Annotated in this window: 24 protein-coding genes, 10 tRNA genes and 3 rRNA genes; 3 read left to right on the forward strand and 34 right to left on the reverse strand. The window is 44.2% G+C overall.

Translation table 11 applies throughout. The features are described from left to right. Positions 1-57: 57 nt before the first annotated feature. The 6 genes from glmS to sigW form a co-directional block, all read right to left on the reverse strand. Positions 58-1,863: a glutamine--fructose-6-phosphate transaminase (isomerizing) gene (gene glmS, locus ACXADT_RS02665; protein ID WP_270182871.1), complete on the reverse strand. Its 1,806-nt coding sequence runs from the start codon at positions 1,861-1,863 to the stop codon at positions 58-60. Positions 1,864-2,328: 465 nt separating this feature from the next. Beyond that, positions 2,329-3,672, reverse strand: a complete 1,344-nt coding sequence (glmM, locus tag ACXADT_RS02670) for a phosphoglucosamine mutase (protein WP_270182872.1) — start codon at positions 3,670-3,672, stop codon at positions 2,329-2,331. A gap of 183 nt (positions 3,673-3,855) precedes the next feature. Next, on the reverse strand, positions 3,856-4,815 hold the full coding sequence (locus ACXADT_RS02675) for a CdaR family protein (RefSeq protein WP_474814625.1): 960 nt from the start codon (positions 4,813-4,815) through the stop codon (positions 3,856-3,858). Beyond that, positions 4,815-5,633, reverse strand: a complete 819-nt coding sequence (gene cdaA, locus ACXADT_RS02680; protein ID WP_270182880.1) for a diadenylate cyclase CdaA — start codon at positions 5,631-5,633, stop codon at positions 4,815-4,817. The genes ACXADT_RS02675 and cdaA overlap by 1 nt, the downstream gene beginning before the upstream one ends. Positions 5,634-5,814: 181 nt before the next feature. After that, positions 5,815-6,438, reverse strand: a complete 624-nt coding sequence (locus ACXADT_RS02685; protein WP_270182874.1) for an anti-sigma factor family protein — start codon at positions 6,436-6,438, stop codon at positions 5,815-5,817. A 19-nt stretch (positions 6,439-6,457) separates the two neighbouring features. Further along, positions 6,458-7,018, reverse strand: a complete 561-nt coding sequence (gene sigW / locus ACXADT_RS02690) for an RNA polymerase sigma factor SigW (protein ID WP_270182875.1) — start codon at positions 7,016-7,018, stop codon at positions 6,458-6,460. A 210-nt stretch (positions 7,019-7,228) separates the two neighbouring features. Here sigW and ACXADT_RS02695 point away from each other — a divergent pair, with 210 nt between their 5' ends. Continuing rightward, positions 7,229-7,417: an aspartyl-phosphate phosphatase Spo0E family protein gene (locus tag ACXADT_RS02695; RefSeq protein WP_270182876.1), complete on the forward strand. Its 189-nt coding sequence runs from the start codon at positions 7,229-7,231 to the stop codon at positions 7,415-7,417. Positions 7,418-7,441: 24 nt separating this feature from the next. On the opposite strand, the gene rocF is transcribed toward ACXADT_RS02695, so the two are convergent. From rocF to ACXADT_RS02770, 15 genes are all read right to left on the reverse strand, one after another. Beyond that, the gene (gene rocF, locus ACXADT_RS02700) at positions 7,442-8,344 is read right to left on the reverse strand and encodes an arginase (RefSeq protein WP_270182877.1); all 903 of its coding nucleotides are present in this window, start codon (positions 8,342-8,344) and stop codon (positions 7,442-7,444) included. Positions 8,345-8,562: 218 nt separating this feature from the next. Continuing rightward, positions 8,563-8,638: transfer RNA gene (locus ACXADT_RS02705), tRNA-Ala, on the reverse strand. A gap of 4 nt (positions 8,639-8,642) precedes the next feature. Beyond that, positions 8,643-8,716 (reverse strand) — tRNA-Gly (locus ACXADT_RS02710). A gap of 9 nt (positions 8,717-8,725) precedes the next feature. Next, positions 8,726-8,800: transfer RNA gene (locus tag ACXADT_RS02715), tRNA-Gly, on the reverse strand. Between the two features lie 6 nt (positions 8,801-8,806). Continuing rightward, a tRNA-Lys gene (locus tag ACXADT_RS02720) sits at positions 8,807-8,882 on the reverse strand. A 4-nt stretch (positions 8,883-8,886) separates the two neighbouring features. Further along, positions 8,887-8,971 (reverse strand) — tRNA-Tyr (locus tag ACXADT_RS02725). A 9-nt stretch (positions 8,972-8,980) separates the two neighbouring features. Beyond that, positions 8,981-9,056: transfer RNA gene (locus ACXADT_RS02730), tRNA-Thr, on the reverse strand. A gap of 83 nt (positions 9,057-9,139) precedes the next feature. Beyond that, a tRNA-Val gene (locus ACXADT_RS02735) sits at positions 9,140-9,215 on the reverse strand. A gap of 135 nt (positions 9,216-9,350) precedes the next feature. Continuing rightward, positions 9,351-9,425 (reverse strand) — tRNA-Glu (locus ACXADT_RS02740). Positions 9,426-9,434: 9 nt separating this feature from the next. Next, positions 9,435-9,510 (reverse strand) — tRNA-Thr (locus tag ACXADT_RS02745). A 3-nt stretch (positions 9,511-9,513) separates the two neighbouring features. Continuing rightward, positions 9,514-9,588 (reverse strand) — tRNA-Asn (locus ACXADT_RS02750). 10 nt (positions 9,589-9,598) lie between these two features. Next, positions 9,599-9,715, reverse strand: a 5S ribosomal RNA gene (gene rrf / locus ACXADT_RS02755). 263 nt (positions 9,716-9,978) lie between these two features. Then, a 23S ribosomal RNA gene (locus tag ACXADT_RS02760) occupies positions 9,979-12,908 on the reverse strand. Between the two features lie 213 nt (positions 12,909-13,121). Continuing rightward, a 16S ribosomal RNA gene (locus tag ACXADT_RS02765) occupies positions 13,122-14,671 on the reverse strand. Together the 16S, 23S and 5S rRNA genes with 10 tRNA genes alongside form the textbook arrangement of a ribosomal RNA operon. 248 nt (positions 14,672-14,919) lie before the next feature. Beyond that, positions 14,920-15,144 (reverse strand): hypothetical protein, encoded by a 225-nt coding sequence (locus ACXADT_RS02770; RefSeq protein ID WP_270182818.1) that lies wholly within the window; start codon positions 15,142-15,144, stop codon positions 14,920-14,922. Positions 15,145-15,262: 118 nt separating this feature from the next. On the opposite strand from ACXADT_RS02770, the gene pdaB reads away from it, so the two are divergent. Further along, positions 15,263-16,021: a polysaccharide deacetylase family sporulation protein PdaB gene (gene pdaB, locus ACXADT_RS02775; RefSeq protein WP_270182817.1), complete on the forward strand. Its 759-nt coding sequence runs from the start codon at positions 15,263-15,265 to the stop codon at positions 16,019-16,021. Positions 16,022-16,054: 33 nt separating this feature from the next. Here the strand turns inward: pdaB and ACXADT_RS02780 are convergent, their stop codons facing one another. Then, entirely contained in the window at positions 16,055-16,660 is a 606-nt protein-coding gene (locus ACXADT_RS02780) for a KinB-signaling pathway activation protein (protein WP_270182816.1), read from the reverse strand. A gap of 151 nt (positions 16,661-16,811) precedes the next feature. On the opposite strand from ACXADT_RS02780, the gene gerD reads away from it, so the two are divergent. Then, positions 16,812-17,450 (forward strand): spore germination lipoprotein GerD, encoded by a 639-nt coding sequence (gene gerD / locus ACXADT_RS02785; RefSeq protein WP_270182815.1) that lies wholly within the window; start codon positions 16,812-16,814, stop codon positions 17,448-17,450. Between the two features lie 33 nt (positions 17,451-17,483). Here the strand turns inward: gerD and ACXADT_RS02790 are convergent, their stop codons facing one another. The 12 genes from ACXADT_RS02790 to rpsK all read right to left on the reverse strand — a co-directional run bounded on the left by ACXADT_RS02790 (position 17,484) and on the right by rpsK (position 26,577). After that, positions 17,484-18,515: an Mrp/NBP35 family ATP-binding protein gene (locus tag ACXADT_RS02790; RefSeq protein WP_270182814.1), complete on the reverse strand. Its 1,032-nt coding sequence runs from the start codon at positions 18,513-18,515 to the stop codon at positions 17,484-17,486. Positions 18,516-18,620: 105 nt separating this feature from the next. Then, positions 18,621-19,334: an N-acetylmuramoyl-L-alanine amidase CwlD gene (gene cwlD / locus ACXADT_RS02795; protein WP_474833187.1), complete on the reverse strand. Its 714-nt coding sequence runs from the start codon at positions 19,332-19,334 to the stop codon at positions 18,621-18,623. 85 nt (positions 19,335-19,419) lie between these two features. Next, complete coding sequence (locus ACXADT_RS02800; RefSeq protein ID WP_474834633.1) at positions 19,420-19,848, reverse strand: DUF2521 family protein; 429 nt, start codon at positions 19,846-19,848, stop codon at positions 19,420-19,422. 184 nt (positions 19,849-20,032) lie between these two features. After that, positions 20,033-20,425 (reverse strand): 30S ribosomal protein S9, encoded by a 393-nt coding sequence (gene rpsI / locus ACXADT_RS02805; protein ID WP_270182812.1) that lies wholly within the window; start codon positions 20,423-20,425, stop codon positions 20,033-20,035. An 18-nt stretch (positions 20,426-20,443) separates the two neighbouring features. Further along, positions 20,444-20,881, reverse strand: coding sequence for a 50S ribosomal protein L13 (gene rplM / locus ACXADT_RS02810; protein ID WP_270182811.1), 438 nt, complete (start codon positions 20,879-20,881; stop codon positions 20,444-20,446). Positions 20,882-21,045: 164 nt separating this feature from the next. Next, positions 21,046-21,789 (reverse strand): tRNA pseudouridine(38-40) synthase TruA, encoded by a 744-nt coding sequence (gene truA / locus ACXADT_RS02815; RefSeq protein WP_474833189.1) that lies wholly within the window; start codon positions 21,787-21,789, stop codon positions 21,046-21,048. 9 nt (positions 21,790-21,798) lie between these two features. Next, a complete protein-coding gene (locus tag ACXADT_RS02820; RefSeq protein WP_270182809.1) occupies positions 21,799-22,596 on the reverse strand; it encodes an energy-coupling factor transporter transmembrane component T family protein in 798 nt (265 codons plus the stop codon). Next, on the reverse strand, positions 22,593-23,462 hold the full coding sequence (locus tag ACXADT_RS02825) for an energy-coupling factor ABC transporter ATP-binding protein (RefSeq protein ID WP_270182808.1): 870 nt from the start codon (positions 23,460-23,462) through the stop codon (positions 22,593-22,595). Before ACXADT_RS02825 ends, ACXADT_RS02820 begins: the two co-directional genes overlap by 4 nt. After that, positions 23,438-24,277, reverse strand: coding sequence for an energy-coupling factor ABC transporter ATP-binding protein (locus ACXADT_RS02830; RefSeq protein WP_270182807.1), 840 nt, complete (start codon positions 24,275-24,277; stop codon positions 23,438-23,440). The genes ACXADT_RS02825 and ACXADT_RS02830 overlap by 25 nt, the downstream gene beginning before the upstream one ends. A 308-nt stretch (positions 24,278-24,585) precedes the next feature. Then, positions 24,586-24,948: a 50S ribosomal protein L17 gene (gene rplQ / locus ACXADT_RS02835; protein WP_270182806.1), complete on the reverse strand. Its 363-nt coding sequence runs from the start codon at positions 24,946-24,948 to the stop codon at positions 24,586-24,588. 47 nt (positions 24,949-24,995) lie between these two features. Beyond that, positions 24,996-25,940 carry a DNA-directed RNA polymerase subunit alpha gene (locus ACXADT_RS02840; RefSeq protein WP_224885182.1) on the reverse strand — a complete coding sequence of 315 codons (945 nt, stop codon included), beginning with the start codon at positions 25,938-25,940 and terminating at the stop codon, positions 24,996-24,998. Between the two features lie 241 nt (positions 25,941-26,181). Further along, a complete protein-coding gene (gene rpsK, locus ACXADT_RS02845) occupies positions 26,182-26,577 on the reverse strand; it encodes a 30S ribosomal protein S11 (RefSeq protein ID WP_270182805.1) in 396 nt (131 codons plus the stop codon). Positions 26,578-26,588: the final 11 nt, after the last annotated feature.

Raw genomic sequence — 26,588 nt, forward strand, 5'->3', positions numbered from 1 at the left:
TTAATTTAGCTGACCTTTACCAAATAACTTGTTGTTACTGGTAACGGACGCTTCTATTTATTCTACAGTTACAGATTTAGCAAGGTTTCTTGGCTTATCAACATCACATTCACGGTGAAGTGCTGCATAATAAGCAAGCAGTTGTAGTGGTACTACAGAAACAAGTGGTGTTAAGTGCTCATGCACTTCATCGATTACGATTGAGTCGTTTTCCTCTTCAAGACTCTTCGTCGTTACGATACAAGGAGACGCGCCACGAGCAACTACTTCTTCAACGTTTGAGCGGATGCTTCCGTTCACGTGCTTCTGAGTTGCGATCGCAATAACAGGCGTACCTTTTTCAATCAGTGCAATCGTACCATGCTTAAGCTCTCCTCCAGCGAATCCTTCAGCCTGGATGTAAGAGATTTCTTTTAGTTTAAGTGCAGCTTCTAGACATACATAGTAGTCTACGCCACGACCGATGAAGAATGCATTACGCGTTACAGAAAGGAATTCACGAGCTACCGCTTCAATCTTTTCTTTCTGATCGACGATCGATTCAATTGCATTTGCTACAATTCCTAATTCCTGAAGAGGATCGAAATCAAGCTTAATGCCTTTAGCTTGTGCCGTATCAACCGCAAGAATGGTTAATACCGCCATCTGAGCTGTATAAGCTTTTGTCGATGCTACAGCGATCTCAGGACCCGCATGTGTGTGAAGCGTGTAATCTGCTTCACGTGAAAGCGTTGATCCAGGAACGTTTGTAATCGTGAGTGACTTGTAGCCTTTTTTCTTCACGTTTACAAGAACGCCACGACTATCTGCCGTTTCACCACTTTGTGAAATAAAGATGAATAGTGGATTTTTTGAAACGAGTGGCATATTGTAGAGGAACTCACTCGCAATATGCGTTTCAACAGGAACTTGAGCGATGTTCTCGATAAGCTGCTTTCCAACAAGACCAGCATTGTAACTTGTTCCGCAAGCAATGATGTAGATTCGATCCGAATCCTTAACAGCGTTTCGAATATCTTCATCTAGCTTGATGTTGTCATTTTCATCTTTATATTTCGTGATGATATTTCGGATTGCAAACGGCTGCTCGTCGATTTCTTTAAGCATATAGTGCGGGTACGTACCCTTTTCAATATCGCTTGCATCGATTTCAGCAGTGAATGGCTCACGTTCAACCGTTTTTCCATCCATATCTTTGATCGTGATTGAATCACGCGTTACAAGAACGACCTCTTCATCCATCAATTCGATGAATTCATTCGTTACTTGAAGCATCGCCATCGAATCACTTGCGATCACGTTAAATTCATCACCTACTCCTACTAGAAGCGGGCTTTTGTTCTTTGCAACAAATAACGTGTCAGGATTTTCATTATCGATCAGTGCTAGTGCGTAAGAACCGTGAAGTTCTTGAAGCACTTGATGAAATGCCTCTTCTACTTGCATGTTGTGCTTTACTACAAATGTCTCAATCAGTTGTACCACGACTTCAGTGTCAGTAGCACTAACGAATTCAGTTTCGGATAAGAAGTTGCGTTTGATTTGTTGATAGTTCTCAATTACACCATTATGCACGAGCGTAAAACGTTCTGATGCACTTTGATGCGGGTGTGCGTTTATTTGACTTGGTTCACCGTGTGTTGCCCAACGTGTATGTCCAATTCCAGTAGTCGCTTCTACGCTCTCATCAACTTGTTTACGAAGATCTGCAATACGCCCCTTTTCTTTCGTAAGGTGCAAGCCTTCGTTATTAAGAAGAGCGATACCGGCTGAATCATAACCACGATACTCAAGTTTTTCTAGCCCACGCAATAAGATTTCTCTAGCATCTTTATTTCCAATATATCCAACAATACCACACATAAAAAGTCCTCCTTCAGTTGAAGGAACAGGTGTACCTCGGGGCAGACCTGCCCCTTCTTTTCCGATTATCAAGTACGTTTCTTCACCAAGGTTTTGGTTTTGTACAGAAAGTCACCTTCCTGTTTTAACGCAAAACCGTACGATTGTGGTGAGCAATCGAGAGGTATCCGCCGATGTTCGATGAACCTCTTCCTCGTCAACTGTTCTCTACCGCTCGAGAGCAGTCCAGGCGCTTATCGAATTAATAAACCCGCTTCCCTCACTTTCCCTTCTTGAATAGGATTAAACATAACTACAATAATACATTAGATGTAAAATAATGGTCAATCCTTTTTTTTCAAAAAACGAAAATTAGTTCCGTCCGATTTACTAGTAGTTTTCTTTTAAATAATAAAAGGTATGCATGTATAGCTTGTTGTGTGCTACACACGCATACCATTCGTACTAAATCCATTTTTGTGTCGATTACGCTCCTAGTTCTTCCTCAACCATCGATACGACACGTTGTACATACTCATCACAAAGTTCTTTTGTAGGTGCTTCAGCCATTACACGTACGAGAGGCTCTGTTCCCGATGGGCGTACTAGGATACGTCCTTCACCGTTCATATCGCTCTCAACTTGTTGGATCGTCTCCTGAATACGTTCGTTTGAATCAACCTTTGTTTTGTCAGTCACTCTAACATTCACAAGCGATTGAGGGTACTTCTTCATTTCAGCTGCAAGCTCAGACAATGGCTTCTGTGTCACTTTCATGATATTCGCTAACTGAAGTGCGGATAACATGCCATCTCCTGTTGTGATGTAATCGAGGAAGATAATATGGCCGGACTGCTCACCGCCAAGGTTATACCCTTCCTTACGCATTTCTTCCATCACGTAGCGATCGCCAACTTTTGTTTTGAGAGAAGTAATTCCCGCTTCTTCCATCCCTTTGTGGAAACCAAGATTACTCATGACGGTTGAAACAACCGTATCATGACGAAGATTCTTTTGCTCTTTCATGAACTTCGCACAAATAAACATGATCTGATCGCCATCAACGATCTCTCCATTCTCATCGATCGCAATAAGACGATCACCATCTCCATCAAACGCTAAGCCAAGATCTGCGTTCTTATCCTTCATGAATTCTGCTAGTGCCTCAGGATGTGTAGAGCCTACGCCAGCATTAATGTTTGTCCCTGTAGGGTTCGTACCAATCGTTGAGATATCCGCTTCTAAATCAGCAAACAGGTGAGGTGCTAGCGAAGAAGTTGCACCATGAGCACAGTCGAGCGCGATATGAAGGCCAGAGAAATCTTCATCGATTGTTTGTTTTAAGTATTGTAGGTACTTCTGACAGCCCTCAAAATAATCACTAACAATTCCAAGATCTTCACCTGTAGGGCGAGGAACCGTATCTTCATCACTATCGATAAGTGCCTCGATCTCTTCTTCTTGTACATCTAAAAGTTTAAACCCATCTGGTCCGAAGAACTTAATACCGTTGTCACCTACCGGGTTGTGAGATGCCGAAATCATGACACCTGCTTGAGCACTAAGAGCTTTTGTTAAGTGGGCGACACCTGGTGTGGAAATCACACCTAATCGCATGACTTCCGCTCCGATCGATAGTAGCCCAGCTACAAGCGCACCTTCTAGCATGTACCCTGAAATTCGTGTATCTCGACCAATTAAAATCTTTGGCTTTTCAGCGCCTTTCGTTAGTACATGCCCACCAAAACGTCCTAATTTAAATGCAAGCTCTGGTGTTAATTCAGTATTTGCGACACCTCTAACACCATCGGTTCCAAAATATTTACCCATCGTAATTTCTCTCCTTTGTATCGCGCAGTTCAGTTATGTGTTAACGATTTTATATCATAAAAGCAGCTTTTGTTGACAAGGATGCAAGATATACCTCATAAAGCCGCAAAAAATATGAGCAACGGTTGCAGTAAGACCATCCGTTGGCCCCCTACCTTTTATGGGTATATCATCAAATGCTTTTTATCCTTCATCACTCAATACGATTTTCACCTTAACCTTTTGTGGTTCTACTTTCGTCATTCCATCAGGTACAGGCACATCAAGCTCCACCGTCGTATCTTCTGTAATCTCCGAAAGATCGATCGATGCCCCATTCAATACTTCTAATTTCTCAAGCGATTCTAGCGGTCCGAACACAGCTACTTCTTTTGGTTCGACCGTAATTGAAGAAATGCTTAATCCCTCAGGAAGCTCGCCTTCTTGCTCTACTTCAACAGGAACCTTCTTAGATGGGTTACTTATCGGCACTTCGACATCCACGATAGCCGGCTCGATCGTAAGCCCTTGGATCTCGTCCATATTTCCATCGTACACGTTGAGCGTAACCCGAGCGTTAATCGCTTCCTTTGCATTACTCACATCAACGTATCCTCTTACAAATGCTACTTGTTCGAGTTTTGAAGATCCACCTGTTACGGTTACTGTTTCAGGAGTGACAACAGGGTTTTCAGCTTGGTAGCCTTCAGGCAGTTCTTCTGCTTTCAACAGATTGATTCCAGCTTGATACGTGTTCGATTTCTTTTCTTCGATCGTTACAGAGACTCTCGCTGGATCAATCGTTACATCGACGTTCTCAGGGAAATCTCGATGTTTAACCGTCACAAGGTGCTGTCCAGGAGTCAGATTGCGGAGATCGACGTAAACCTCTTTATTGGTCATCCTAGAGATCATTACTCCATCAGTTCTACCCTCTACGATCACGTCTACCGTTTCTGGCAGTTCGGAAACGACGACTTCTTCTTCATCATAAAGCACTTCTAGCTTCATATCAGATATAGGATAGGAGTCTCCCTCAGGATTGAGCAATCCATCCCCTCCAGAAGTTGAAGCGTCTGGCATAGCAACAATAGTATAGAGCATGAGGGCAAGAAGAAACGAGATAATCTTGACAAACCAATTACTTGTCAGCAACTTGTCCATTATTTTTTCCCCCTCCAACTACTCCAACGATTGGAAGTATCGTTCTTCGTAACAGCCGTATTGAGTTCTCCAGTGAGTAGGTCGCGAAGTACCTCCTCTGATACATTTCGATGAAGCTCTCCATTTTTAGCGAGTGAAATACTACCAGTTTCTTCAGAAACAACAAGAGTCAAGCTGTCCGTCACTTCACTTATTCCTAATGCTGCCCTATGTCTCGTCCCGAGTTCTTTCGAAATGAAGGGGCTCTCAGACAATGGGAGATAGCAGGCAGCTGCCAAAATTTCGTCCTTCTTTAAAATAACAGCTCCATCATGAAGCGGAGTATTCGGTATAAAGATGTTGATGAGAAGCTCAGAAGTTAATTTTGCATTCATCTGAATACCAGTTTCTACATAATCGTTTAACCCCGTTTCTCTTTCGATCGAGATTAATGCACCGATGCGTCTCTTCCCCATATAAGAGGTAGATTTGATAATCGCTTCGATCATTTTGTTCGTTTCTTCTTCCTCTACTGCAGAACGAGTGAACAATCGACCTCTACCAAGCTGTTCTAATGCCCGTCTTAGTTCTGGCTGGAAAATGATGATGATCGCGAGTAATCCGTAAAGCACCACCCGCTCCAGAATCCAATGCAGCGTATTAAGTTCAAAGAAGCTACTCAAAAACCATGCCGCAATAATAACGGTGATTCCTTTTAAAAGCTGAACAGCCTTAGTCCCTCGAATCAACATGATAATTTTATAAATCACATAAGTAACTAGCAAAATATCTATAATTTCTGTTATGTAGTCAAGTACATTCACATTAGCAACAGGCAGCACGGCTCTTCCTCCAAACATAGTGAATTTAGCCTGTGGTTCCTAACCGTTACACATCTTGAAAACGTTGGTAACTTTTTAATTATATCATATTTTTAGTATGTTCAAAGTCAACCGTGTTTGTTCAAATCGATTTAAAATCGACAAAAAACCGCTCGGTTAAGAGCGGTTTTAAGTGTGATTACTTATCAGATGAAAACACATCACCAATATCTATAAATACTTGTCTTAAGTGATACCATGTCCAATCAAGAATATGATCGACTTCCTCGATCTCCCCTGTTACTTGACCCGCAGAAGCCATATATTGCTCTCCATTAATAACGAGAACATCACCTTCGACTTTCCCCTCGATTTCAAGATTGCGGTTCTTAACAGTTAAATCTCCTTTTATTACTTCACCTTCCGGAACGATAACCGTATTTGTTTCCTTATCAAACGTCAGATTACCAGATAATGCTGTCATTTGATCTTCACTCGTCCATGAAGAATATACTGATCCTGCCATTAATACTAGAAAGAGAACTGCAGCTGCCATCAGCGGATGAGATTTCATCCATCTCTTAATCCAAACGGTCTTCTTTTCTTGAGGAAGTTGCTGCATTACCTTTGATGTAAAACCATCGGGTGCCTTAAGAGAAGGCGTGCTGAGGAGAAATGATTCCGTTTTTTTAAGTTCATCATAATGGTGCTTACAGTCAGCACAGGTTTTTAAATGGTTTTGCACCGTAAGTTGTTCTTCTTTCGTTGCTTCATCATCAAGTACGTCATGCATCATTCGTACAATTTCTTCAGGGCATTTCATAGTTTCTCCCCCTTTCACATCACTCACGTAACTTCTTTCTAAGTGCTTCTCTCCCACGGTGGATACGGGTCTTCACAGTACCGACTGGTAATTCAAGAATTTCACTAATCTCTTTTAGTGAAAGCTCTTGAATATACTTAAGTGTAATAGCAGAACGATACTTCAAAGGAAGACTTAATATCGCTTGATGAATACCCTCTTGTGCTTCAAGAGAAACAACTTCATCATCAGGCAATTGATCAGTAGCAGCTACTTGTGAGTACATCGTTAGGCCATCAGTGCCGGAGACTTCAGCATCAAGGTAATAATCCGGCTTCTTCTTTCTCATTCGATCGATCGCCAAATTTGTTGCAATGCGATATAACCATGTTGAGAACTTCCGATCGATTTGATAGCGATCAATGTTTGTATAAGCTCGAATAAATGCCTCCTGCGCCACGTCTTCAGCTTCTTGACGGTTACCAAGCATTCGGTAAGTAAGTGCAAAAACACGATCCTTATAGAGCTCCACAAGCTCACCAAAAGCATTGTGGTCCCCTTTCCTTACTTGTACTATTATTCTTTTTACAATGGCATCCATATATCCAACCCCCGCTATTCCCTGCGGCTATTATTCAATACGTTCCAGGAAAAATAAAGTTTCGTTTTTTTTATAATTTTTTTATCCTCCCCTATTTTAGCACGAGAAAACTTTATTAATAACCAAAATACATATATTTCTAAAAAAGAGGTTTTCAATCCATACATATCGGGTATATAGAGGAAAATGAATGAAAGGGATGGTCTGCAAATGGATTTTGCAAAGGGGCGGGAAAAAGAAATTTTACTTAAGGAAATTGAAGACTCTCGTAAGAAGATGAATCTCTTAGCAAGAAAGCAGCCATTAAGTTCCTCAGAAATAGTAGAAATCAGCACTTATCTTGATAACCTACTGAATAAATACGATGAATGTAAAAATAATAAAACAGCGGCTCTCTAACTTCTTAGAGAGCCGTTAATCATGTTATTTTAATTTTTCTCCGAATAAAGATCCCATCAGTGCAACAGCTACTGTTGCTGTCTTATTCTTCTCATCCAAAATAGGATTCACTTCAACGAACTCAGCAGAAGTAAGGATATCGGATTCCGCAAGCATCTCCATAGCGAGGTGGCTCTCACGATAGCTGATTCCTCCAAGAACTGGTGTACCAACACCTGGTGCATCGTGAGGATCTAGTCCATCAAGATCAAGACTTAGATGAACACCATCTGTGCCATTGGACACATGGGCAATTGCTTCTTCCATCACTTTTGTCATTCCCAATCGATCGATTTCATGCATCGTAAACACTTTGATTCCTTTTTCCTCTATCAACACTCGCTCACCTTCATCAAGAGAACGAGCTCCGATAATGACGATGTTCTCAGGTTTAATCTTTGGACTGTAACCTGCGATTCCTGTTAACGACTCATCGCCAATACCTAGACTCACCGCAAGCGGCATACCATGGATATTACCGGATGGTGATGTATCAGCAGTATTTAAATCTCCATGAGCATCGTACCAAATCACACCAAGATTATTATAGCTCTGCGAAACTCCTGCGAGTGTACCAATTGCGATACTATGATCTCCTCCAAATACGAGCGGGAAGCGCTTACGTTCAATCACTTCGTTAACCCTTGAAGCAAGCTTTTCACTAGCATCTGCAACTTCTTTTAGATTCTTTAACTGATGGTCTTGATTCTCTGGACGTTGCTCAGGTCTACCGATTTCAATATCTCCAAGATCTTCTATATCATAATTCAGTTTCTCTAATCGTTCTACAATTCCTGCGTACCTTATTGCGCTTGGTCCCATATCGACCCCACGTCTCATTTGACCTAAATCCATAGGTACTCCAATTATCGATAGTTGATTATTCATATCTCGTCCTCCTAGAGTTATGTCTACCTATATTGTAACCATTCCGTTTTTAATGACTCAACTGGACAGTTTTTTGAATAAGTATTCATGTCATGACAACATTTCTACGAATTTTCGGATATTTATAAGTACAAGAGGAGAAGTAATTCCGAGAAGAGGTTTAATAGTTGAGGAAATTTAGACATAAAAAAAACCTTATACCGATATATAAGGATAAATGGTGGAGCCTAGCGGGATCGAACCGCTGACCTCCTGCGTGCAAGGCAGGCGCTCTCCCAGCTGAGCTAAGGCCCCATTATGGAGCGGGTGATGGGAATCGAACCCACGACATCAGCTTGGAAGGCTGAGGTTTTACCACTAAACTACACCCGCATATGATATTGGAGCGGAAGACGGGATTCGAACCCGCGACCCCCACCTTGGCAAGGTGGTGTTCTACCACTGAACTACTTCCGCGAAAAATGGTGAGCCATGAAGGACTCGAACCTTCGACCCTCTGATTAAAAGTCAGATGCTCTACCAACTGAGCTAATGGCTCTAAATGGTGGAGGGGGACGGATTCGAACCGCCGAACCCTGAGGGAGCGGATTTACAGTCCGCCGCGTTTAGCCACTTCGCTACCCCTCCACAAATAGATGGTGCCGGCCAGAGGACTTGAACCCCCAACCTACTGATTACAAGTCAGTTGCTCTACCAATTGAGCTAGACCGGCGAAGTATATCTGAACTTACAAACAAAAAACAGTGCACTCTGTTTAGAGTACTCCTGAGAATGTAATCTTCATTATAAATGAAATGGTGGAGGATGACGGGCTCGAACCGCCGACCCTCTGCTTGTAAGGCAGATGCTCTCCCAGCTGAGCTAATCCTCCACAGAGTAAAACAATAAATTAAGTTGGTGACTCGTACGGGATTCCGACGCGTTAGCTAGTCCCGCTGCGAATCTTCTTGAGATTGCATCTTGCGGGGGAACCCTTGGGTGAGAAGCCCGTAAGCTTCTTTGAAAATGGTGACCCGTACGGGATTCGAACCCGTGTTACCGCCGTGAAAGGGCGGTGTCTTAACCGCTTGACCAACGGGCCATGTTGTCTTGGAGCTTCCAACCGGATTCGAACCGATGACCCCTTCCTTACCATGGAAGTGCTCTACCTGCTGAGCTATGGAAGCAAATGGCTCCACAGGTAGGATTCGAACCTACGACCGATCGGTTAACAGCCGATTGCTCTACCACTGAGCTACTGTGGAATAATGACAAGCCTGGCGACGTCCTACTCTTGCAGGGGGAGAGCCCCCAACTACCATCGGCGCTGAAGAGCTTAACTTCCGTGTTCGGCATGGGAACGGGTGTGACCTCTTCGCCTTCATCACCAGACTAATCAATGGTTGATCCACCACAAAGTGTTTAACCAAGGACAAGATATATATTACTATATGCTTGAAAGAAAATCAAGGAATTTTTTTTATTCCCTGAAAACTAGATAGCACTCGCAACGTATTCCAATAACATTTTTCGCGATGTCTAGTGCCGCAGGCTATATTCTTGCCCATTTCACTCTTTCACTTCAGGCGGAAAACGCCTTCTGTTCAAGAGCTCCAATGGTCTCTGAATATGACCAAGCCTGCTTTACTTTTCGTTTGGTTAAGCCCTCGATCGATTAGTATTCGTCAGCTCCACGTGTCGCCACGCTTCCACCCCGAACCTATCAACCTCATCATCTCTGAGGGATCTTACCAGCTTGACGCTGTGGGAAATCTCATCTCGAGGGGGGCTTCATGCTTAGATGCTTTCAGCACTTATCCCTTCCACACGTAGCTACCCAGCTATGCTCCTGGCGGAACAACTGGTACACCAGCGGTGTGTCCATCCCGGTCCTCTCGTACTAAGGACAGCTCCTCTCAAATTTCCTGCGCCCGCGACGGATAGGGACCGAACTGTCTCACGACGTTCTGAACCCAGCTCGCGTACCGCTTTAATGGGCGAACAGCCCAACCCTTGGGACCTACTTCAGCCCCAGGATGCGATGAGCCGACATCGAGGTGCCAAACCTCCCCGTCGATGTGGACTCTTGGGGGAGATAAGCCTGTTATCCCCAGGGTAGCTTTTATCCGTTGAGCGATGGCCCTTCCATGCGGAACCACCGGATCACTAAGCCCGACTTTCGTCCCTGCTCGACTTGTAGGTCTCGCAGTCAAGCTCCCTTGTGCCTTTACACTCTGCGAATGATTTCCAACCATTCTGAGGGAACCTTTGGGCGCCTCCGTTACTCTTTAGGAGGCGACCGCCCCAGTCAAACTGCCCACCTGACACTGTCTCCGCACCGGATCACGGTGCTGGGTTAGAATGTCAGTACAGCCAGGGTAGTATCCCACCGACGCCTCCACCGAACCTAGCGGTCCGGCTTCTATGGCTCCTACCTATCCTGTACAAGCTGTACCAAAATCCAATATCAGGCTACAGTAAAGCTCCATGGGGTCTTTCCGTCCTGTCGCGGGTAACCTGCATCTTCACAGGTACTATAATTTCACCGGGTCTCTCGTTGAGACAGTATCCAAGTCGTTGCACCTTTCGTGCGGGTCGGAACTTACCCGACAAGGAATTTCGCTACCTTAGGACCGTTATAGTTACGGCCGCCGTTTACTGGGGCTTCGATTCAGAGCTTCTCCCGTAAGGGATAACCCCTCCTCTTAACCTTCCAGCACCGGGCAGGTGTCAGCCCCTATACATCGCCTTGCGGCTTGGCAGAGACCTGTGTTTTTGCTAAACAGTCGCTTGGATCTTTTCACTGCGGCTCCCCTGGGCTATTCACCCGAGGAAGCACCCCTTCTCCCGAAGTTACGGGGTCATTTTGCCGAGTTCCTTAACGAGAGTTCTCCCGATCGTCTTAGGATTCTCTCCTCGCCTACCTGTGTCGGTTTGCGGTACGGGCACCTCTTTCCTCACTAGAGGCTTTTCTTGGCAGTGTAGAATCAGGGACTTCGGTACTTAAATTCCCTCGCCATCACGACTCAGCCTTCACGGTGAACGGATTTGCCTATTCACCAGCCTAATCGCTTGGACGCGCATTTCCAGCAGCGCGCTCTCCCTATCTTTCTGCGTCCCCCCGTCGTTCAAACGGAAAGGAGGTGGTACAGGAATATCAACCTGTTATCCATCGCCTACGCCTTTCGGCCTCGGCTTAGGTCCCGACTAACCCTGAGCGGACGAGCCTTCCTCAGGAAACCTTGGGCTTTCGACGGACAAGATTCTCACTTGTCTTTCGCTACTCATACCGGCATTCTCACTTCTAAGCGCTCCACCAGTCCTTTCGGTCTGACTTCGCAGCCCTTAGAACGCTCTCCTACCATTGTCGTAAGACAATCCACAGCTTCGGTGATACGTTTAGCCCCGGTACATTTTCGGCGCAGCGTCACTCGACCAGTGAGCTATTACGCACTCTTTAAATGATGGCTGCTTCTAAGCCAACATCCTGGTTGTCTAAGCAACGCCACATCCTTTTCCACTTAACGTATACTTTGGGACCTTAGCTGGTGGTCTGGGCTGTTTCCCTCTCGACTACGGATCTTATCACTCGCAGTCTGACTCCCGCGGATAAATCGTTGGCATTCGGAGTTTGACTGGATTCGGTAATCCGGTAGGGACCCCTAGTCCAATCAGTGCTCTACCTCCAAGATTCTTGCCGCGAGGCTAGCCCTAAAGCTATTTCGGAGAGAACCAGCTATCTCCGGGTTCGATTGGCATTTCACCGCTACCCACACCTCATCCCCGCATTTTTCAACATGCGTGGGTTCGGGCCTCCATTCAGTGTTACCTGAACTTCACCCTGGACATGGGTAGATCACCCGGTTTCGGGTCTACGACCACGTACTCCTTCGCCCTATTCAGACTCGCTTTCGCTGCGGCTCCGCCTTCTCGGCTTAACCTTGCACGGGATCGTAACTCGCCGGTTCATTCTACAAAAGGCACGCTGTCACCCATTAACGGGCTCCAACTAGTTGTAGGCACACGGTTTCAGGTTCTCTTTCACTCCCCTTCCGGGGTGCTTTTCACCTTTCCCTCACGGTACTGGTTCACTATCGGTCACTAGAGAGTATTTAGCCTTGGGAGATGGTCCTCCCGGATTCCGACGGGGTTTCACGTGTCCCGCCGTACTCAGGATCCGTCTCGGAGGGCAGCGGATTTTGACTACAGGATTGTTACCTTCTCTGATGGACCTTTCCAGGTCGCTTCGTCTATCCGTGCCTTTGTAACTCCAATGAGACGTCCTACAACCCCAGAGGGCAAGCCCTCTGGTTTGGGCTGTTTCCGTTTCGCTCGCCGCTACTCAGGAAATCGCGATTGCTTTCTCTTCCTCCGGGTACTGAGATGTTTCAGTTCCCCGGGTATGCCTTTTACTTCCTATGTATTCAGAAGTAAATACCATCCCATTACGGATGGTGGGTTCCCCCATTCGGAAATCTCCGGATCAAAGCGTACTTACTGCTCCCCGAAGCATATCGGTGTTCGTCCCGTCCTTCATCGGCTTCTAGTGCCAAGGCATCCACCGTGCGCCCTTAGTAGCTTAACCTTAGATTTCGCTAGAAACAGTGTTCTAACGTCATCGGTGCACATCGTTAGATGTGACTAACTAAGTTATAACGCAAAAAATAATAATTATTGGATGTCGTTGTTTGTGCTATCTAGTTTTCAAGGAACATGAAAGAATACAATCATTCTTTCAAAACTAAACGAAACGCTCATGCAAGTTTGGCAACCAATGTTGCCTCGTAATTCTCCATAGAAAGGAGGTGATCCAGCCGCACCTTCCGATACGGCTACCTTGTTACGACTTCACCCCAATCATTTGTCCCACCTTCGGCGGCTGGCTCCAAAAGGTTACCTCACCGACTTCGGGTGTTACAAACTCTCGTGGTGTGACGGGCGGTGTGTACAAGGCCCGGGAACGTATTCACCGCGGCATGCTGATCCGCGATTACTAGCAATTCCGGCTTCATGCAGGCGAGTTGCAGCCTGCAATCCGAACTGAGAACGGCTTTATGGGATTCGCTTCACCTCGCGGTGTCGCTGCCCTTTGTACCGTCCATTGTAGCACGTGTGTAGCCCAGGTCATAAGGGGCATGATGATTTGACGTCGTCCCCACCTTCCTCCGGTTTGTCACCGGCAGTCACCTTAGAGTGCCCAACTGAATGCTGGCAACTAAGATCAAGGGTTGCGCTCGTTGCGGGACTTAACCCAACATCTCACGACACGAGCTGACGACAACCATGCACCACCTGTCACTCTGTCCCCCGAAGGGGAACGTCCTATCTCTAGGAGTGGCAGAGGATGTCAAGACCTGGTAAGGTTCTTCGCGTTGCTTCGAATTAAACCACATGCTCCACTGCTTGTGCGGGCCCCCGTCAATTCCTTTGAGTTTCAACCTTGCGGTCGTACTCCCCAGGCGGAGTGCTTAATGTGTTAACTTCAGCACTGAGGGTGGAACCCCCCAACACCTAGCACTCATCGTTTACGGCGTGGACTACCAGGGTATCTAATCCTGTTTGCTCCCCACGCTTTCGCGCCTCAGCGTCAGTTACAGACCAGAGAGCCGCCTTCGCCACTGGTGTTCCTCCACATATCTACGCATTTCACCGCTACACGTGGAATTCCACTCTCCTCTTCTGCACTCAAGTCCCCCAGTTTCCAATGGCCCTCCACGGTTGAGCCGTGGGCTTTCACATCAGACTTAAGAGACCGCCTGCGCGCGCTTTACGCCCAATAATTCCGGACAACGCTTGCCACCTACGTATTACCGCGGCTGCTGGCACGTAGTTAGCCGTGGCTTTCTGGTTAGGTACCGTCAAGGTACCGCCCTATTCGAACGGTACTTGTTCTTCCCTAACAACAGAGCTTTACGACCCGAAGGCCTTCGTCACTCACGCGGCGTTGCTCCGTCAGACTTTCGTCCATTGCGGAAGATTCCCTACTGCTGCCTCCCGTAGGAGTCTGGGCCGTGTCTCAGTCCCAGTGTGGCCGATCACCCTCTCAGGTCGGCTACGCATCGTGGCCTTGGTAAGCCGTTACCTTACCAACTAGCTAATGCGCCGCGGGCCCATCCTACAGTGTTAGCCAGAGGCCAACTTTCAACGTTGCATCATGCGATGCTACGTGTTACCCGGTATTAGCTCCGGTTTCCCGGAGTTATCCCAGTCTGTAGGGCAGGTTGCCCACGTGTTACTCACCCGTCCGCCGCTGAGAAATGGGAGCAAGCTCCCATTTCTCCGCTCGACTTGCATGTATTAGGCACGCCGCCAGCGTTCGTCCTGAGCCAGGATCAAACTCTCCGATAGAAAAGTTCAATCTAGCTTTAAAACAATGTTTGTTTCCGTAGAAACAATATCTTGCATGGCGTTTCGTTCAGTTTTCAAAGATCGATTTGTTTCTTTCGATGTCGTTTTCAGCGACTTTATTAATGTAACACATTAACTCGTCCGAAGTCAACATCTTTTTTTAATTCGTTTTTGTGTCGGCCGTTTGTTATCGGCGACCTTTATAACTATACAGCCCGAACTACTATTTTGCAATAGGTTTTTAAAAATTAATTCGTATCTTTTTTTAGTATCCTTTTATACTTCGATACATCAGTAGCTGAAGCTGTCCTTTTATAGATACCTAAGAGCAAGAGGTAGCGCTCTTCCATAGCCCGTTTAACAATTTTCTCTAATCGATGATCATCAAGACTCATCAGCATTTCTTCCATCTCCCGCTTAAGGAGATACTCTATTTCTTTGCCTTCCTTTTCACTCAGTAGAAATCCGATCATGTAATACCCTCCTTTCAAACCATTATGACCATCCTTCCTACCCTTTATGAGTTGGCAAAAAGACTTTGTACATAGTTGTTTACTATAGCGCATATGAATGGGACAAAGGGGGTGCGAAATGAAGTTTTTTTGGGTGTGGAGAGGAAAGAGAATCAAACAAAGCATGGTGATTATAGCAGCTGCTTTTTTTGCGGCACTCATTTTATTTGTTGAAGGTAGAGATCTTGCTGTCTTTACTTCAAACGGAACACCATTGGCAGTCGATCAAGTAAAAAGCCAAGGTAAACAGCTGGCATTGACCTTTGATATCAGCTGGGGAGAGACTAAGGCTATTCCTATACTTGAGGAACTTAACAAACAAAACATATCAGCTTCTTTCTTCATCTCTGGAGCTTGGGCAGAACGACATCCAGAAATTGTAGAACAAATCGTAAAAGGCGGGCATGAAATTGGGAGTCTTGGTTATCGTTATGAAAACTATACCTCTATGGAAGATATAGAAATAAGAAAGGATATCATTCGTGCTCAAGAAGCGATAAAAAAAGTGTCGGGTGTGCAAACAGAGTTGATAAGGCCACCGAATGGAAATTTTAATAAGAGAGTATTGGAGGTTTCCAATAAGCTTAATCATACTGTCATTCACTGGAGCTTAGATTCTAATGATTGGAAGAACCCTGGTGCAACAGAAATTATTACTAATGTAGTAAAGGAAGCACATTCTGGGGATATCATCCTTCTTCATGCATCCGACTCAGCGAAACAAACGAGTGCCGCTCTACCGGAACTGATCACTCAACTTAAAAAGAAAGGCTATGAACTCGTTACAGTGAATGAACTAATTTCCAATGCGAATATAAATAGTAAAGAAGTAAAATAAAGCAGCCCTGCTACTTACGCAGAGCTGCTTTATTTACGTGTTTTTCGTTTCAGTAATTCGGTGTAATGTAAGGATCTGCCACACGTTACTCGTTAATAGCGGAATAAAGATTAACCAGACCCACTTCTGATCGTCGCTTTGCAAACCTGGAATCCATTCTAAAATCGTTACGACGACAATAAAGAATAGAGCTGGAATAAAAGCATGTTTATTGGTTTCTTTACTCTTGATATAAGCCGTGCCAAGACCGACCACCAATAGAAGAAGTGCTACCCCAATGTATCCCAATAAACTATCTCCTGGTTCTGCAAAGATAACGTAGCGGAAATAAACGAGGTCAAATAGCGCTACCGCTATCAGTACAACCTGTATAGTATTCCACAGTTTGACGGATTTAAAAATCCCAAGACCGAAACGGTGAATGGTTAAATATGCGAAAAACCCCATCTGACTAATCAAACTAAAGATACTGGATACACCTAAGAGCCAGAGCATAACGATCAAGAACGAAACAAATTCTCCATTCTTAAGATCATTCCAATATTGCGTCCACTCCATAGCAAGTCCAGCAATCATACCTGCTGTTGAGCCAATCAGAAGGGTTGAAAAGAATAAGTAAACAAGATTTCTTGTCTTCACATTCAAGCCCCCGATATTAATAATGTTCCTTCTCTGTAGAATTGTACCAATGCCTTATACAAATTACCACCTTTCCTTTAATCTACGCGTATAATTTCAAAAAATCGCCTAATATTAAGGATAAGACTATCCTGAAAGGAGGATAAGCGATATGAGTTCACGATTGAATCTGCTTACTATCGGATTAGCATTCCTTCTGATTACAGCCGGGTGTGCTTCAGGAGCTGCAGAGGGTTCTGAAGCAAATTATGAAGAAACTAAGAAAATGCTTGTGGATTTATTGAAGACGGATGATGGAAAAAAAGCCATCCAGGAAGTTATGTCAGATGAAGAAATGAAACAGCAGCTTGTGATGGAACAACCTTTTGTAAAAGAAACCATTCAAAAAGTACTGACTTCAGAAGAAGGAAAGAAATACTGGCAAGAGTTGCTCAAAGATCCTAAGTTCGTTGAGAACTTTGCAAAAAACATTCAGAGTGAAAACGAAAAGCTATTCAAATCACTTATGGATGATCCAGATTTCCAAGAAAAGATGATGGATTTGCTACAAGATCCTGAGATGGAGAAACATTACCTTCAACTTTTAGAAAGTAACCAATCAAGAAAACAGATGAAAGAACTAATCACTGAAACGTTAGACAGTCCTTTATTCCAAGCAAAGATACAGGAAATATTAATGAAAGCAAGCCCTGAACAAAGTAAAGAGGCTGAAGGTGGTAAAGAAGGCGAAGGCGAAGACGAGAAAAGCAAAGAAAAAGGCGGTAGCGAAGAATCAGGTGGACAGGAATAAAAAAAGGACATGCCTCGCATGTCCTTTTGACTGTTACTCCGTTTTGGTGATGATTTCTTTTGCAATCTCTAAATATTGTTTTCCAATCGGGTGATCCGTTTGATAAATAGATGGAGCAAAGTCCTCTTCATCATAATCAGGTTGACCTAAAGGCAGCTTACCTAGTAAATCGGTGGATAGTTCAGAAGCAAGCTTCTCTCCGCCTCCCTGACCAAATACATATTCTTTCTCACCAGTTACTTTACTTTCAAAGTAAGCCATGTTTTCGACTACTCCGAGAACTTCATGCTTTGTTTTCAAAGCCATCGCACCCGCTCTAGCCGCTACAAATGCTGCCGTTGCATGTGGAGTGGTTACAATGATCTCTTTCGAAGCAGGTAACATCGTGTGGACATCTAATGCTACGTCCCCTGTACCTGGAGGAAGATCAAGAAGTAGATAATCAAGCTCTCCCCACTCCACTTCACTAAAGAAGTTGTTCAACATTTTCCCAAGCATAGGTCCGCGCCAGATGACAGGGGCATTATCTTCAACGAAGAACGCCATCGACATTACCTTCACGCCAAAACGTTCTACCGGATAGATTTTCTCCGATACGACCTTTGGACGAGTTTCAATACCCATCATATCTGGAACGCTAAACCCATAAATATCTGCATCGATGACGCCGACTTTCTTCCCCAATCTCGCTAGTGATGTTGCAAGGTTAACCGTTACAGTGGATTTACCCACCCCACCTTTACCACTAGCTACAGCGATAAACTGAGTTTTGCTTTCAGGAGATAACAAAGGAGGTAAATCCGGATTTGCAGACGTTCCTTCAGGCAGCTCATCATCTGCAAGCTGCTCAAAACGTAACCCAACTGACTCTGCGCCGGCTCCTTTTAGAATATTTACGATTTCTTGCTGCACCTTCATTTGTTCAGCATTTTCAGTTTGAGCAAGTGCTACTTTGACACTTACATAGCCTTCCTTCGTTTTCACATCACGAATTGTAATACTTTTATGTAAGATAGGATCTTGCACCTTATTTAATAATTCAACGACCTGATCTTTCGTTAACATTGGGGCACCACCTTCTTTGAATTCGATTACATTGCTAGTATAACATATGTTCTCAGGCATTCAGAGAGTAGCGCTTGCATGCTTTACTAAATAAAAAACCAGCACCTACTCTTCAGGTACTGGTTCATTTGTTGAAAATCTAACGATGCCTTGATAAATCGAAGCAGCGACTTTGTTTTGGTACGTCTCCGTTTTCAGTAGTTCTCGCTCAGTCGGGTTTGATAAAAAGCCAACTTCGACGAGTGATCCCGTGATATCAGCCTCTCTTAGTAGATAAACACTATCTAAGTTCTTCGCAAATCGGTTTGTATTCTCAAGATTTCGCTTAATTTCGGATTGAATAAAGCGTGATAAAGCTTTACTATCTTCATTCGCAGGATTATAAAACGTTTGTGCGCCGCTCCATTTAGAAGAAGGGATCGCATTAAGATGTATGCTTATGAACATATCATTGCTTGAATCATTGATTATTTCAACGCGCTTTCTAAGATCTTCAGCCTTCCTGTTGCTAAGTCCCTTTGTTCCTTCAGATGCTAAATCCGTATCCGTCTCACGCGTCATGATGACGAGTGCCCCCGCTTCTTGCAAGTAATCACGTAACTTGAGAGAAATGTCTAGAGAAATATCTTTTTCAACGACGTTGTTCCCTACCGCTCCACCATCAGGACCGCCATGTCCTGGGTCGATCACGATTACTTGACCAGATAACGGCAAGTGCCAGGCATCCCATGAATGGTCGATGGCAAACTTATAATTGATGATAAAAAGTAAAACGAGAACACCTGCTGCAACACCTAGCCGCTTCCACCATTTCTTCATACTGTTCCAACACCGCCCTTCTCCCTGTCCTATTTTTATTTATATGGGACGAGTGAAGGAAATAGTATTGAATTGCTTTAAGAAGTTAGTGAAGGCGAAGACGCCGTCTCATAACCCCTTTTTCATAGCCCCTCTTCCACCAATTTGAAACAAATACGTCACATGCGATCTGAAGGGAGTCTTCATATCCACTGCTTGAACGCCAGAAGGTCCAATACTCAAAAAGCGCTTCGATCAAAGCCTTCTCTAACAGGAAACACCTCTCCTGAACCTTTCTCATCGGCTCCCCGTGACTTGAAAACTTACTGTACTCTGCTCCGAGTAAGTATGCCTCGATCGCAATATCGATACACACGTTTTCTACATCACCTTTATAAATAATCGCATCAGAAAAGAATGGAGAAAACATTTCTTTTATATCCTCAGTTAGTTCAGTAAGGGACACCTCTGTCAAAATACGCCGCTCGAATTCGATCCGCTTATGTCTCTGTCTTTCTTTAAATACTGTAATCACATTATCCAAGTCATTCACCCTCTCACTGCTCTTTACCATTTAGTGTTCAACGAGCAAGAGAGAGTATTCGGAAATGCTACTGGTAATTCATTCAGGCATCGTGGAATAATTACCTTCGTATGTGATTTGGCTGAACGCAAAAAACCTCCGGCAATCGAATGCCAGAGGTTTTTGAGTAAAGATATTAACGCTTTGAGAACTGAGGTGCACGACGTGCTGCTTTAAGACCGTATTTCTTACGTTCTTTCATACGAGCATCACGAGTTAGGAATCCAGCGCGCTTAAGAGTTCCGCGGTATTCTGGATCTGCTTCAAGAAGTGCACGAGCAATTCCGTGACGGATTGCGCCAGCTTGTCCTGTGAAGCCGCCACCTTTAACGTTTACGAAGATATCGTAAGTGCCTTCAGTGCCAGTTTCAACTAGTGGCTGCTTAGAGATAAGTTTAAGTGTTTCAAGGTCAAAATAGTTGTCTAGTTCACGACCGTTAACTACCATGCGTCCGTTACCAGGAAGTAGACGTACGCGAGCTACAGAGTTTTTACGTCGGCCAGTGCCGTTGTATTGTACTTGTGCCAAAATGGGTCCCTCCTTCTATTATCCTCTTAGTTCGTATTTTTCAGGCTTTTGTGCTTGATGGTTGTGCTCGCTTCCAGCATATACGTGAAGCTTCTTAGCCATCTGGCGTCCAAGGCTATTCTTTGGAAGCATACCTTTGATCGCAATTTCAAGCATTTGCTCAGAACGCTTAGTACGCATTTCAAGAGCAGTTCTTGATTTCAAACCACCTGGGTGTCCGCTGTGACGGTAGTACATCTTGTCAGTAAGCTTCTTACCAGTAAGTTCGATTTTCTCAGCGTTAAGGATGATCACGTGATCACCAGTGTCAACGTGAGGTGTAAATGTTGGTTTATTCTTTCCGCGTAGGATCGCTGCTACTTCACTTGCAAGACGGCCAAGTGTTTGACCTTCAGCATCAACGACATACCATTTGCGTTCTACTTCGTGGCCTTTTGCCATAAATGTCGTACGCATGAGTTTCCCTCCTAAAATCATTCCATGTATTTTAAAAACTGCCTAAAATTATTTGTCGGTTGTCAGTTAGATTTCTAAATCCGGGGCTAGTGGATGTAGAAATACCAAAGAATATCTTATAACAAACAAGGGCAAATGTCAAGGTTATTTAAATCAATAACTTATTAATTACAATAATTGACTTCCCACAAATATAGCCCTTGTGGAGAAGCGGTTTTTCCAGCTGCATCGCGGTTCTTTGCCTTTAAGATCTCGACCACTTCTTCTGTGCCTCTTTCGCCTCTTCCTACCTCTAAGAGGGTACCCGTTAAGATTCGCACCATATTATATAAAAAGCCGTTGCCTTCAAATAGGAAAGTAATTTCGTTATTCACCACTTCGATTTCGATCTTGTACAGCTCTCGAACTTTATCTTTGACTTCAGATCGTGCTGAACAGAACGAAGTAAAGTCATGTTCACCGATAAGCAGTGCTGCAGCCTCCTTCATTGCCGACACATTAAGAGTGCGTGGCTCATGCAGAGCAAAGTTCCTTCGAAAAACATTAGGTGTTGTATCGTTATCAACACGATAGACATATGACTTCCGTACAACATCGTACCTTGCATGAAACGTGGAAGAAACCTCGTCTGCTTCAAGAACTCTCACATCGTTCGGAAGGAGTGTATTCAATGCTTTCGGCCACCGATCAAGCGGAATAGCGAGGTCTGTATCGAAGTGCACGACTTGCCCCGCTGCATGGACACCAGCATCCGTTCTCCCTGAACCCGTTACGTGCACGGTCTTACCTTTATGAACCTTCTGCAGTGCTCGTTGCAGTTCTTCTTGAACAGTACGTCCGTTAGGCTGAATCTGATAACCGTTAAAAGCGGTGCCGTCATATGAAATCTTTAATTTTACCCTAGTCATCCTATCCTCCTAGCTCCTTAACAAAATCAAAGCAGTTGTGAGCAACAGAAGGAGTACGAACAATAGACTATCCTTTGCATCCCATTTTAGCAAGCGGATACTCGTTCTTCCTTCACCGCCTCGATACCCTCTCGCTTCCATCGCCATCGCGAGGTCCTCTGCACGCTTAAACGCACTAACAAACAAAGGAACGAGTAAAGGTACGATACTTTTAAGCCTCTCCTTGATCGGACCAGTAGAGAACTGCGCACCTCGTGCAGCCTGTGCCTTCATGATTTTCTCCGTCTCTTCAAGAAGTGTCGGAATGAAGCGAAGCGCGATCGACATCATGAGCGCAAATTCATGGACTGGAAGGCCAAATCGTTTAAATGGTCCAAGAAGGGTTTCAAGTCCTACCGTTATATCGATAGGTGTTGTCGTTAAGGTGAGGAGAGAGGTGATCATAATGAGAAACAAGAGTCTCATGGAAATGAATACCCCCTGCTCAACGCCTCCCTGGTACACCTCGATAAATCCTAGACTGAAAAGCAGTGGACCCTCTTTTGTTAAAAACACATGAAGAAGAAAGGTTAGTATAATGATCAATAGAATTGGCTTCAACCCATTATAGATAAACCGTATTGGAATGCGCGATACCCCAATCGCACTCAACGTGAACGCGCCGAGTAATGCATATGAAATCCAGTTATTCGCAAGAAAGACAATAATAACGAACAAAAACGTTGTTAATAGTTTCGCTCTGGGATCAAGGTTGTGAACATATGATTTTCCAGGTACATATTGACCAATAATAATGTTTTGCATCATGAGCGCTCCTCCTTTCTAAGAAGGGAGACAGCCGCTTCAACCGTTTCTTCTAACGTGAAAACACTCTTTGGAAGACTCGTACCAAACCGCGTTTCAAGACGGTGAATAAACTGCATCGTCTCAGGAACATCTAGGCTTAGAGCTGTGAGAGCATCTGCATCACTGAAGACCTCTACCGGCGTACCTTGAAGAGCAACCGTGCCTTTTTCCATGATGACGATTTGGTCAGAATACCGTGCTGCATCTTCCATGCTGTGAGTCACGAGAATCGTAGTAAGGTTCTCTTCATTATGCAGTCGATAAAACAATTCCATGATCTCTTTTCTTCCACGTGGGTCGAGACCTGCAGTTGGCTCATCGAGAATAAGGATAGAAGGTTTCATCGCAAGCACACCTGCGATCGCTACTCTCCTCATCTGACCTCCACTTAAGTCAAACGGTGAACGCTGCAAAAAGGACTGATCGAGTCCAACAAGGTCAATCAGATGTGCAGCGCGCTTCTTTGCTTCATCTTCTGCTACTCCAAAATTCATTGGACCAAAAATAATGTCTTTTTCAATTGTTTCCTCAAACAACTGATGTTCTGGGTACTGAAAAACAACACCCACATGTTTTCTCAAGTCTTTGAGACGCTTTTCCTTTTCTCCCGATTTAATATGGAAATCTCCAATTTGGATACTTCCTGAAGTAGGTTTTAAAAGTCCATTTAAATGTTGAATGAGAGTGGACTTTCCTGAACCTGTATGTCCAATAATGGAGAGAAACGTCCCTTGCTTAATAGAAAGGTCCACATCTTTTAATGCGATCCTTTCAAACGGTGTGCCTTTACTATATAAATGTTCTAAATCTTTGATTGTAATGTCCATATCTCGTCTACCAGTTCCTCCTGTGATAGTGTGAGCGAATCAAGAGGAAATCCTCTCTCTTTCAATGCACGGTGCATCTGTAAAGGAAATGGCAAATCAAGACCGATTTCCTCTAGCATATCCCCTTTTTGAAAGATGTCTTTCGGAAGTCCTTCATCAATGACCTCACCCTTATTCATCACGATCATTCGATCTGCTTTTGCAGCCTCTTCAAGATCGTGTGTGATCGAGATTACAGTCATTCCTTCTTCCTCTTTCAACTCTCTCATCGTTTCTAGCACTTCTTTTCTTCCTGCAGGGTCAAGCATCGAAGTAGCTTCATCGAGAATAACGATCGATGGCCGTAAAGCCACAATACCAGCTATCGCTACCCTTTGCTTTTGCCCACCTGATAAACGATGAGGCTCCTGGTCCATGTATTCTTCCATCTTCACTCTCTTGATACTTTCGGTGATGCGTTCAATCATCTCATCTCGAGGAACACCATTGTTCTCAAGACCAAACGCTACGTCATCTCTTACTGAAGTACCAACGAATTGATTATCTGGGTTCTGAAAAACGATACCAACTCTTCTTCTTACTTCCCAAATACTTTCCTCATCTCTACTATTGTATCCTTCGACAAGAACGTCACCCTTCTCAGGCTGTAACAAGCCATTCAGGTGTCTGGCTAACGTAGATTTTCCTGAGCCGTTATGACCTACGATCGCAAGCCACTCACCTTTCTGAACTGTTAATGAAACGTTATTAAGCACGTAAGGCTGCTCTTCTTGATAACGAAATGATACGTTTTGAACGGATATTAAATCGCTCATATTCGTTCCTCCTGACTCTATGTCTCTGCTAGTATAACCAACTCTATACGTATGCTGGTGCGAAAAAATGGCGGGTCTTTTACACCGCCACTTTTTCCTATCAGCATAAGATACCCTTCACTAGAAGCAATACCTTCTAAGGTGTTAGTAAAAAAAGCCTGGCGTCTGCCAGGCTTTCATAATGGCAACCAGCATGCTACCACTCTTTTAAAACATTATCGTGCGAATTAAAAAAACGCACTAAAAAAGGGCATAGAATCAGTATCCATAGTCGAGATCCTGTCCCGCCCTTTTTAATAAAGTGCGATTTAGACTAGCTCAATGATGACCATTTCAGCACCGTCACCGCGGCGAGGTCCAAGTTTGCGGATACGAGTGTAACCACCTTGGCGCTCTGCATAACGAGTAGCGATATCGCTGAATAGTTTTTGTAGTGCGTCTTGGCCAGTTTCTTTGTCCGCGATTTCGTTACGTACGAAAGAAGCTGCTTGACGGCGAGCGTGAAGATCACCGCGCTTACCAAGTGTAATCATTTTGTCGATGAAAGAACGAAGCTCTTTTGCTTTCGATTCTGTAGTTTCAATACGTTCATTAATGATCAAATCTGTAACAAGGTCACGGAATAACGCTTTACGCGTATCACTTGTACGACCTAACTTTTGGTATGCCATGAAGTATTCCCTCCTTTGTTGTTTCTTAGATCAACAACTTTGTATATCTATTCTTCGTTGCGTAGTCCAAGTCCAAGCTCTTCAAGCTTCTCTTGAACCTCTTCTAAAGATTTACGTCCTAGGTTACGAACTTTCATCATGTCTTCTTCAGACTTATGAGTAAGTTCCTGGACAGTATTAATGCCAGCACGTTTCAGGCAGTTATATGAGCGAACTGAGAGATCGAGCTCTTCGATTGTCATCTCAAGCACTTTCTCTTTTTGGTCCTCTTCTTTTTCGACCATGATTTCAGCATTTTGAGCCTGATCCGTTAAGCCAACAAAAATATTTAAATGTTCATTTAAAATCTTTGCACCTAACGATACCGCTTCTTCAGGTCGAATGCTTCCATCTGTCCAAACGTCGAGGGTTAGTTTGTCATAGTTTGTTACCTGGCCGACACGAGTGTTCTCAACCTGGTAGTTCACACGAGAAACAGGAGTGAAGATCGAGTCAACTGGAATTACACCAATTGGCTGTTCATCATTCTTGTTTCCTTCCGCTTGTACATAACCTCTTCCACGAATTGCAGTAATTCTCATGTGGAAGCGAGCACTTGCAGAAAGGGTAGCAATATGAAGGTCAGGGTTTAAGATCTCCACGTCGCTGTCATGAGTAATATCACCAGCTGTTACCGTTCCAGGGCCCTGCACATCAACTACTAATGTTTTCTCTTCTTCAGAGTAGATTTTCATTGCTAGCTTCTTAAGATTGAGAATAATAGTAGTTACATCTTCGTGTACACCTTCAATTGTAGAGAACTCATGGAGTACTCCTTCAATTTGCACGGATGTCACAGCGGCACCTGGAAGAGATGATAACAAGATACGACGTAGGGAGTTCCCTAGTGTAGTTCCATAACCACGTTCTAATGGTTCTACAACAAACTTTCCGTATTTAGCATCCTCGTTGATAGCTACCGCTTCAATTTTTGGCTTTTCGATTTCGATCATCCAACAAACCCTCCTTCAAAACGTCGAACTTCGGTTAGACATTGTGTCTAACCGAATAATCCCTTTAGGCGGTTCCATTACCAACAACCTAATTATGATTCGTCAACCGTCAACAATTTATACATTATCATTATTGACATGTTCATTAATTGTATACCGATAGATTGAATCTTTCTATAAGAGATTTTTCAAAACCAGGCATTCACCCTAAGGGAACATCTACGTTTGAATTCTCTATTAATTATACTCTACGACGTTTTGGCGGACGGCAACCGTTGTGAGGTACTGGAGTTACGTCACGGATGGAAGTAACCTCTAGACCTACAGCTTGAAGCGCACGAATAGCAGCTTCACGACCAGCACCAGGGCCTTTAACGGAAACTTCGATCGTCTTCATGCCATGCTCTTGAGCTGTCTTTCCAGCTGTTTCTGCAGCCATTTGAGCTGCGAATGGAGTAGACTTACGAGAACCTTTGAAGCCCATGTTCCCAGAAGTAGCCCATGATACAGCATTTCCGTGAGTGTCAGTAATAGTTACGATTGTGTTATTGAAAGTAGAACGAATGTGAGCTACTCCACTCTCAATATTCTTTTTGACACGCTTTTTACGTGTATTAGCTTTACGTTGTTTAGCCATTTGTTAGTTTA

This window comes from Anaerobacillus sp. ABR4_321, assembly GCF_056158505.1.

Bases quoted from the DNA above. Each gene is read 5' to 3' on its own strand.
- ACXADT_RS02675 (WP_474814625.1), bottom strand. From the start codon at position 4,815: ATGGACAAGTTGCTGACAAGTAATTGGTTTGTCAAGATTATCTCGTTT.
- sigW (WP_270182875.1), bottom strand. From the start codon at position 7,018: ATGGATGCCATTGTAAAAAGAATAATAGTACAAGTAAGGAAAGGGGAC.
- cwlD (WP_474833187.1), bottom strand. From the start codon at position 19,334: ATGAAGAAATGGTGGAAGCGGCTAGGTGTTGCAGCAGGTGTTCTCGTT.
- rplM (WP_270182811.1), bottom strand. From the start codon at position 20,881: ATGCGTACGACATTTATGGCAAAAGGCCACGAAGTAGAACGCAAATGG.
- gerD (WP_270182815.1), top strand. From the start codon at position 16,812: ATGAGTTCACGATTGAATCTGCTTACTATCGGATTAGCATTCCTTCTG.
- ACXADT_RS02820 (WP_270182809.1), bottom strand. From the start codon at position 22,596: ATGATGCAAAACATTATTATTGGTCAATATGTACCTGGAAAATCATAT.
- glmM (WP_270182872.1), bottom strand. From the start codon at position 3,672: ATGGGTAAATATTTTGGAACCGATGGTGTTAGAGGTGTCGCAAATACT.
- ACXADT_RS02790 (WP_270182814.1), bottom strand. From the start codon at position 18,515: ATGTTAACGAAAGATCAGGTCGTTGAATTATTAAATAAGGTGCAAGAT.
- ACXADT_RS02770 (WP_270182818.1), bottom strand. From the start codon at position 15,144: ATGATCGGATTTCTACTGAGTGAAAAGGAAGGCAAAGAAATAGAGTAT.
- ACXADT_RS02830 (WP_270182807.1), bottom strand. From the start codon at position 24,277: ATGAGCGATTTAATATCCGTTCAAAACGTATCATTTCGTTATCAAGAA.
- ACXADT_RS02840 (WP_224885182.1), bottom strand. From the start codon at position 25,940: ATGATCGAAATCGAAAAGCCAAAAATTGAAGCGGTAGCTATCAACGAG.
- rocF (WP_270182877.1), bottom strand. From the start codon at position 8,344: ATGAATAATCAACTATCGATAATTGGAGTACCTATGGATTTAGGTCAA.
- ACXADT_RS02825 (WP_270182808.1), bottom strand. From the start codon at position 23,462: ATGGACATTACAATCAAAGATTTAGAACATTTATATAGTAAAGGCACA.
- rplQ (WP_270182806.1), bottom strand. From the start codon at position 24,948: ATGGCATACCAAAAGTTAGGTCGTACAAGTGATACGCGTAAAGCGTTA.
- pdaB (WP_270182817.1), top strand. From the start codon at position 15,263: ATGAAGTTTTTTTGGGTGTGGAGAGGAAAGAGAATCAAACAAAGCATG.
- glmS (WP_270182871.1), bottom strand. From the start codon at position 1,863: ATGTGTGGTATTGTTGGATATATTGGAAATAAAGATGCTAGAGAAATC.
- ACXADT_RS02695 (WP_270182876.1), top strand. From the start codon at position 7,229: ATGGATTTTGCAAAGGGGCGGGAAAAAGAAATTTTACTTAAGGAAATT.
- truA (WP_474833189.1), bottom strand. From the start codon at position 21,789: ATGACTAGGGTAAAATTAAAGATTTCATATGACGGCACCGCTTTTAAC.
- ACXADT_RS02685 (WP_270182874.1), bottom strand. From the start codon at position 6,438: ATGAAATGCCCTGAAGAAATTGTACGAATGATGCATGACGTACTTGAT.
- rpsK (WP_270182805.1), bottom strand. From the start codon at position 26,577: ATGGCTAAACAACGTAAAGCTAATACACGTAAAAAGCGTGTCAAAAAG.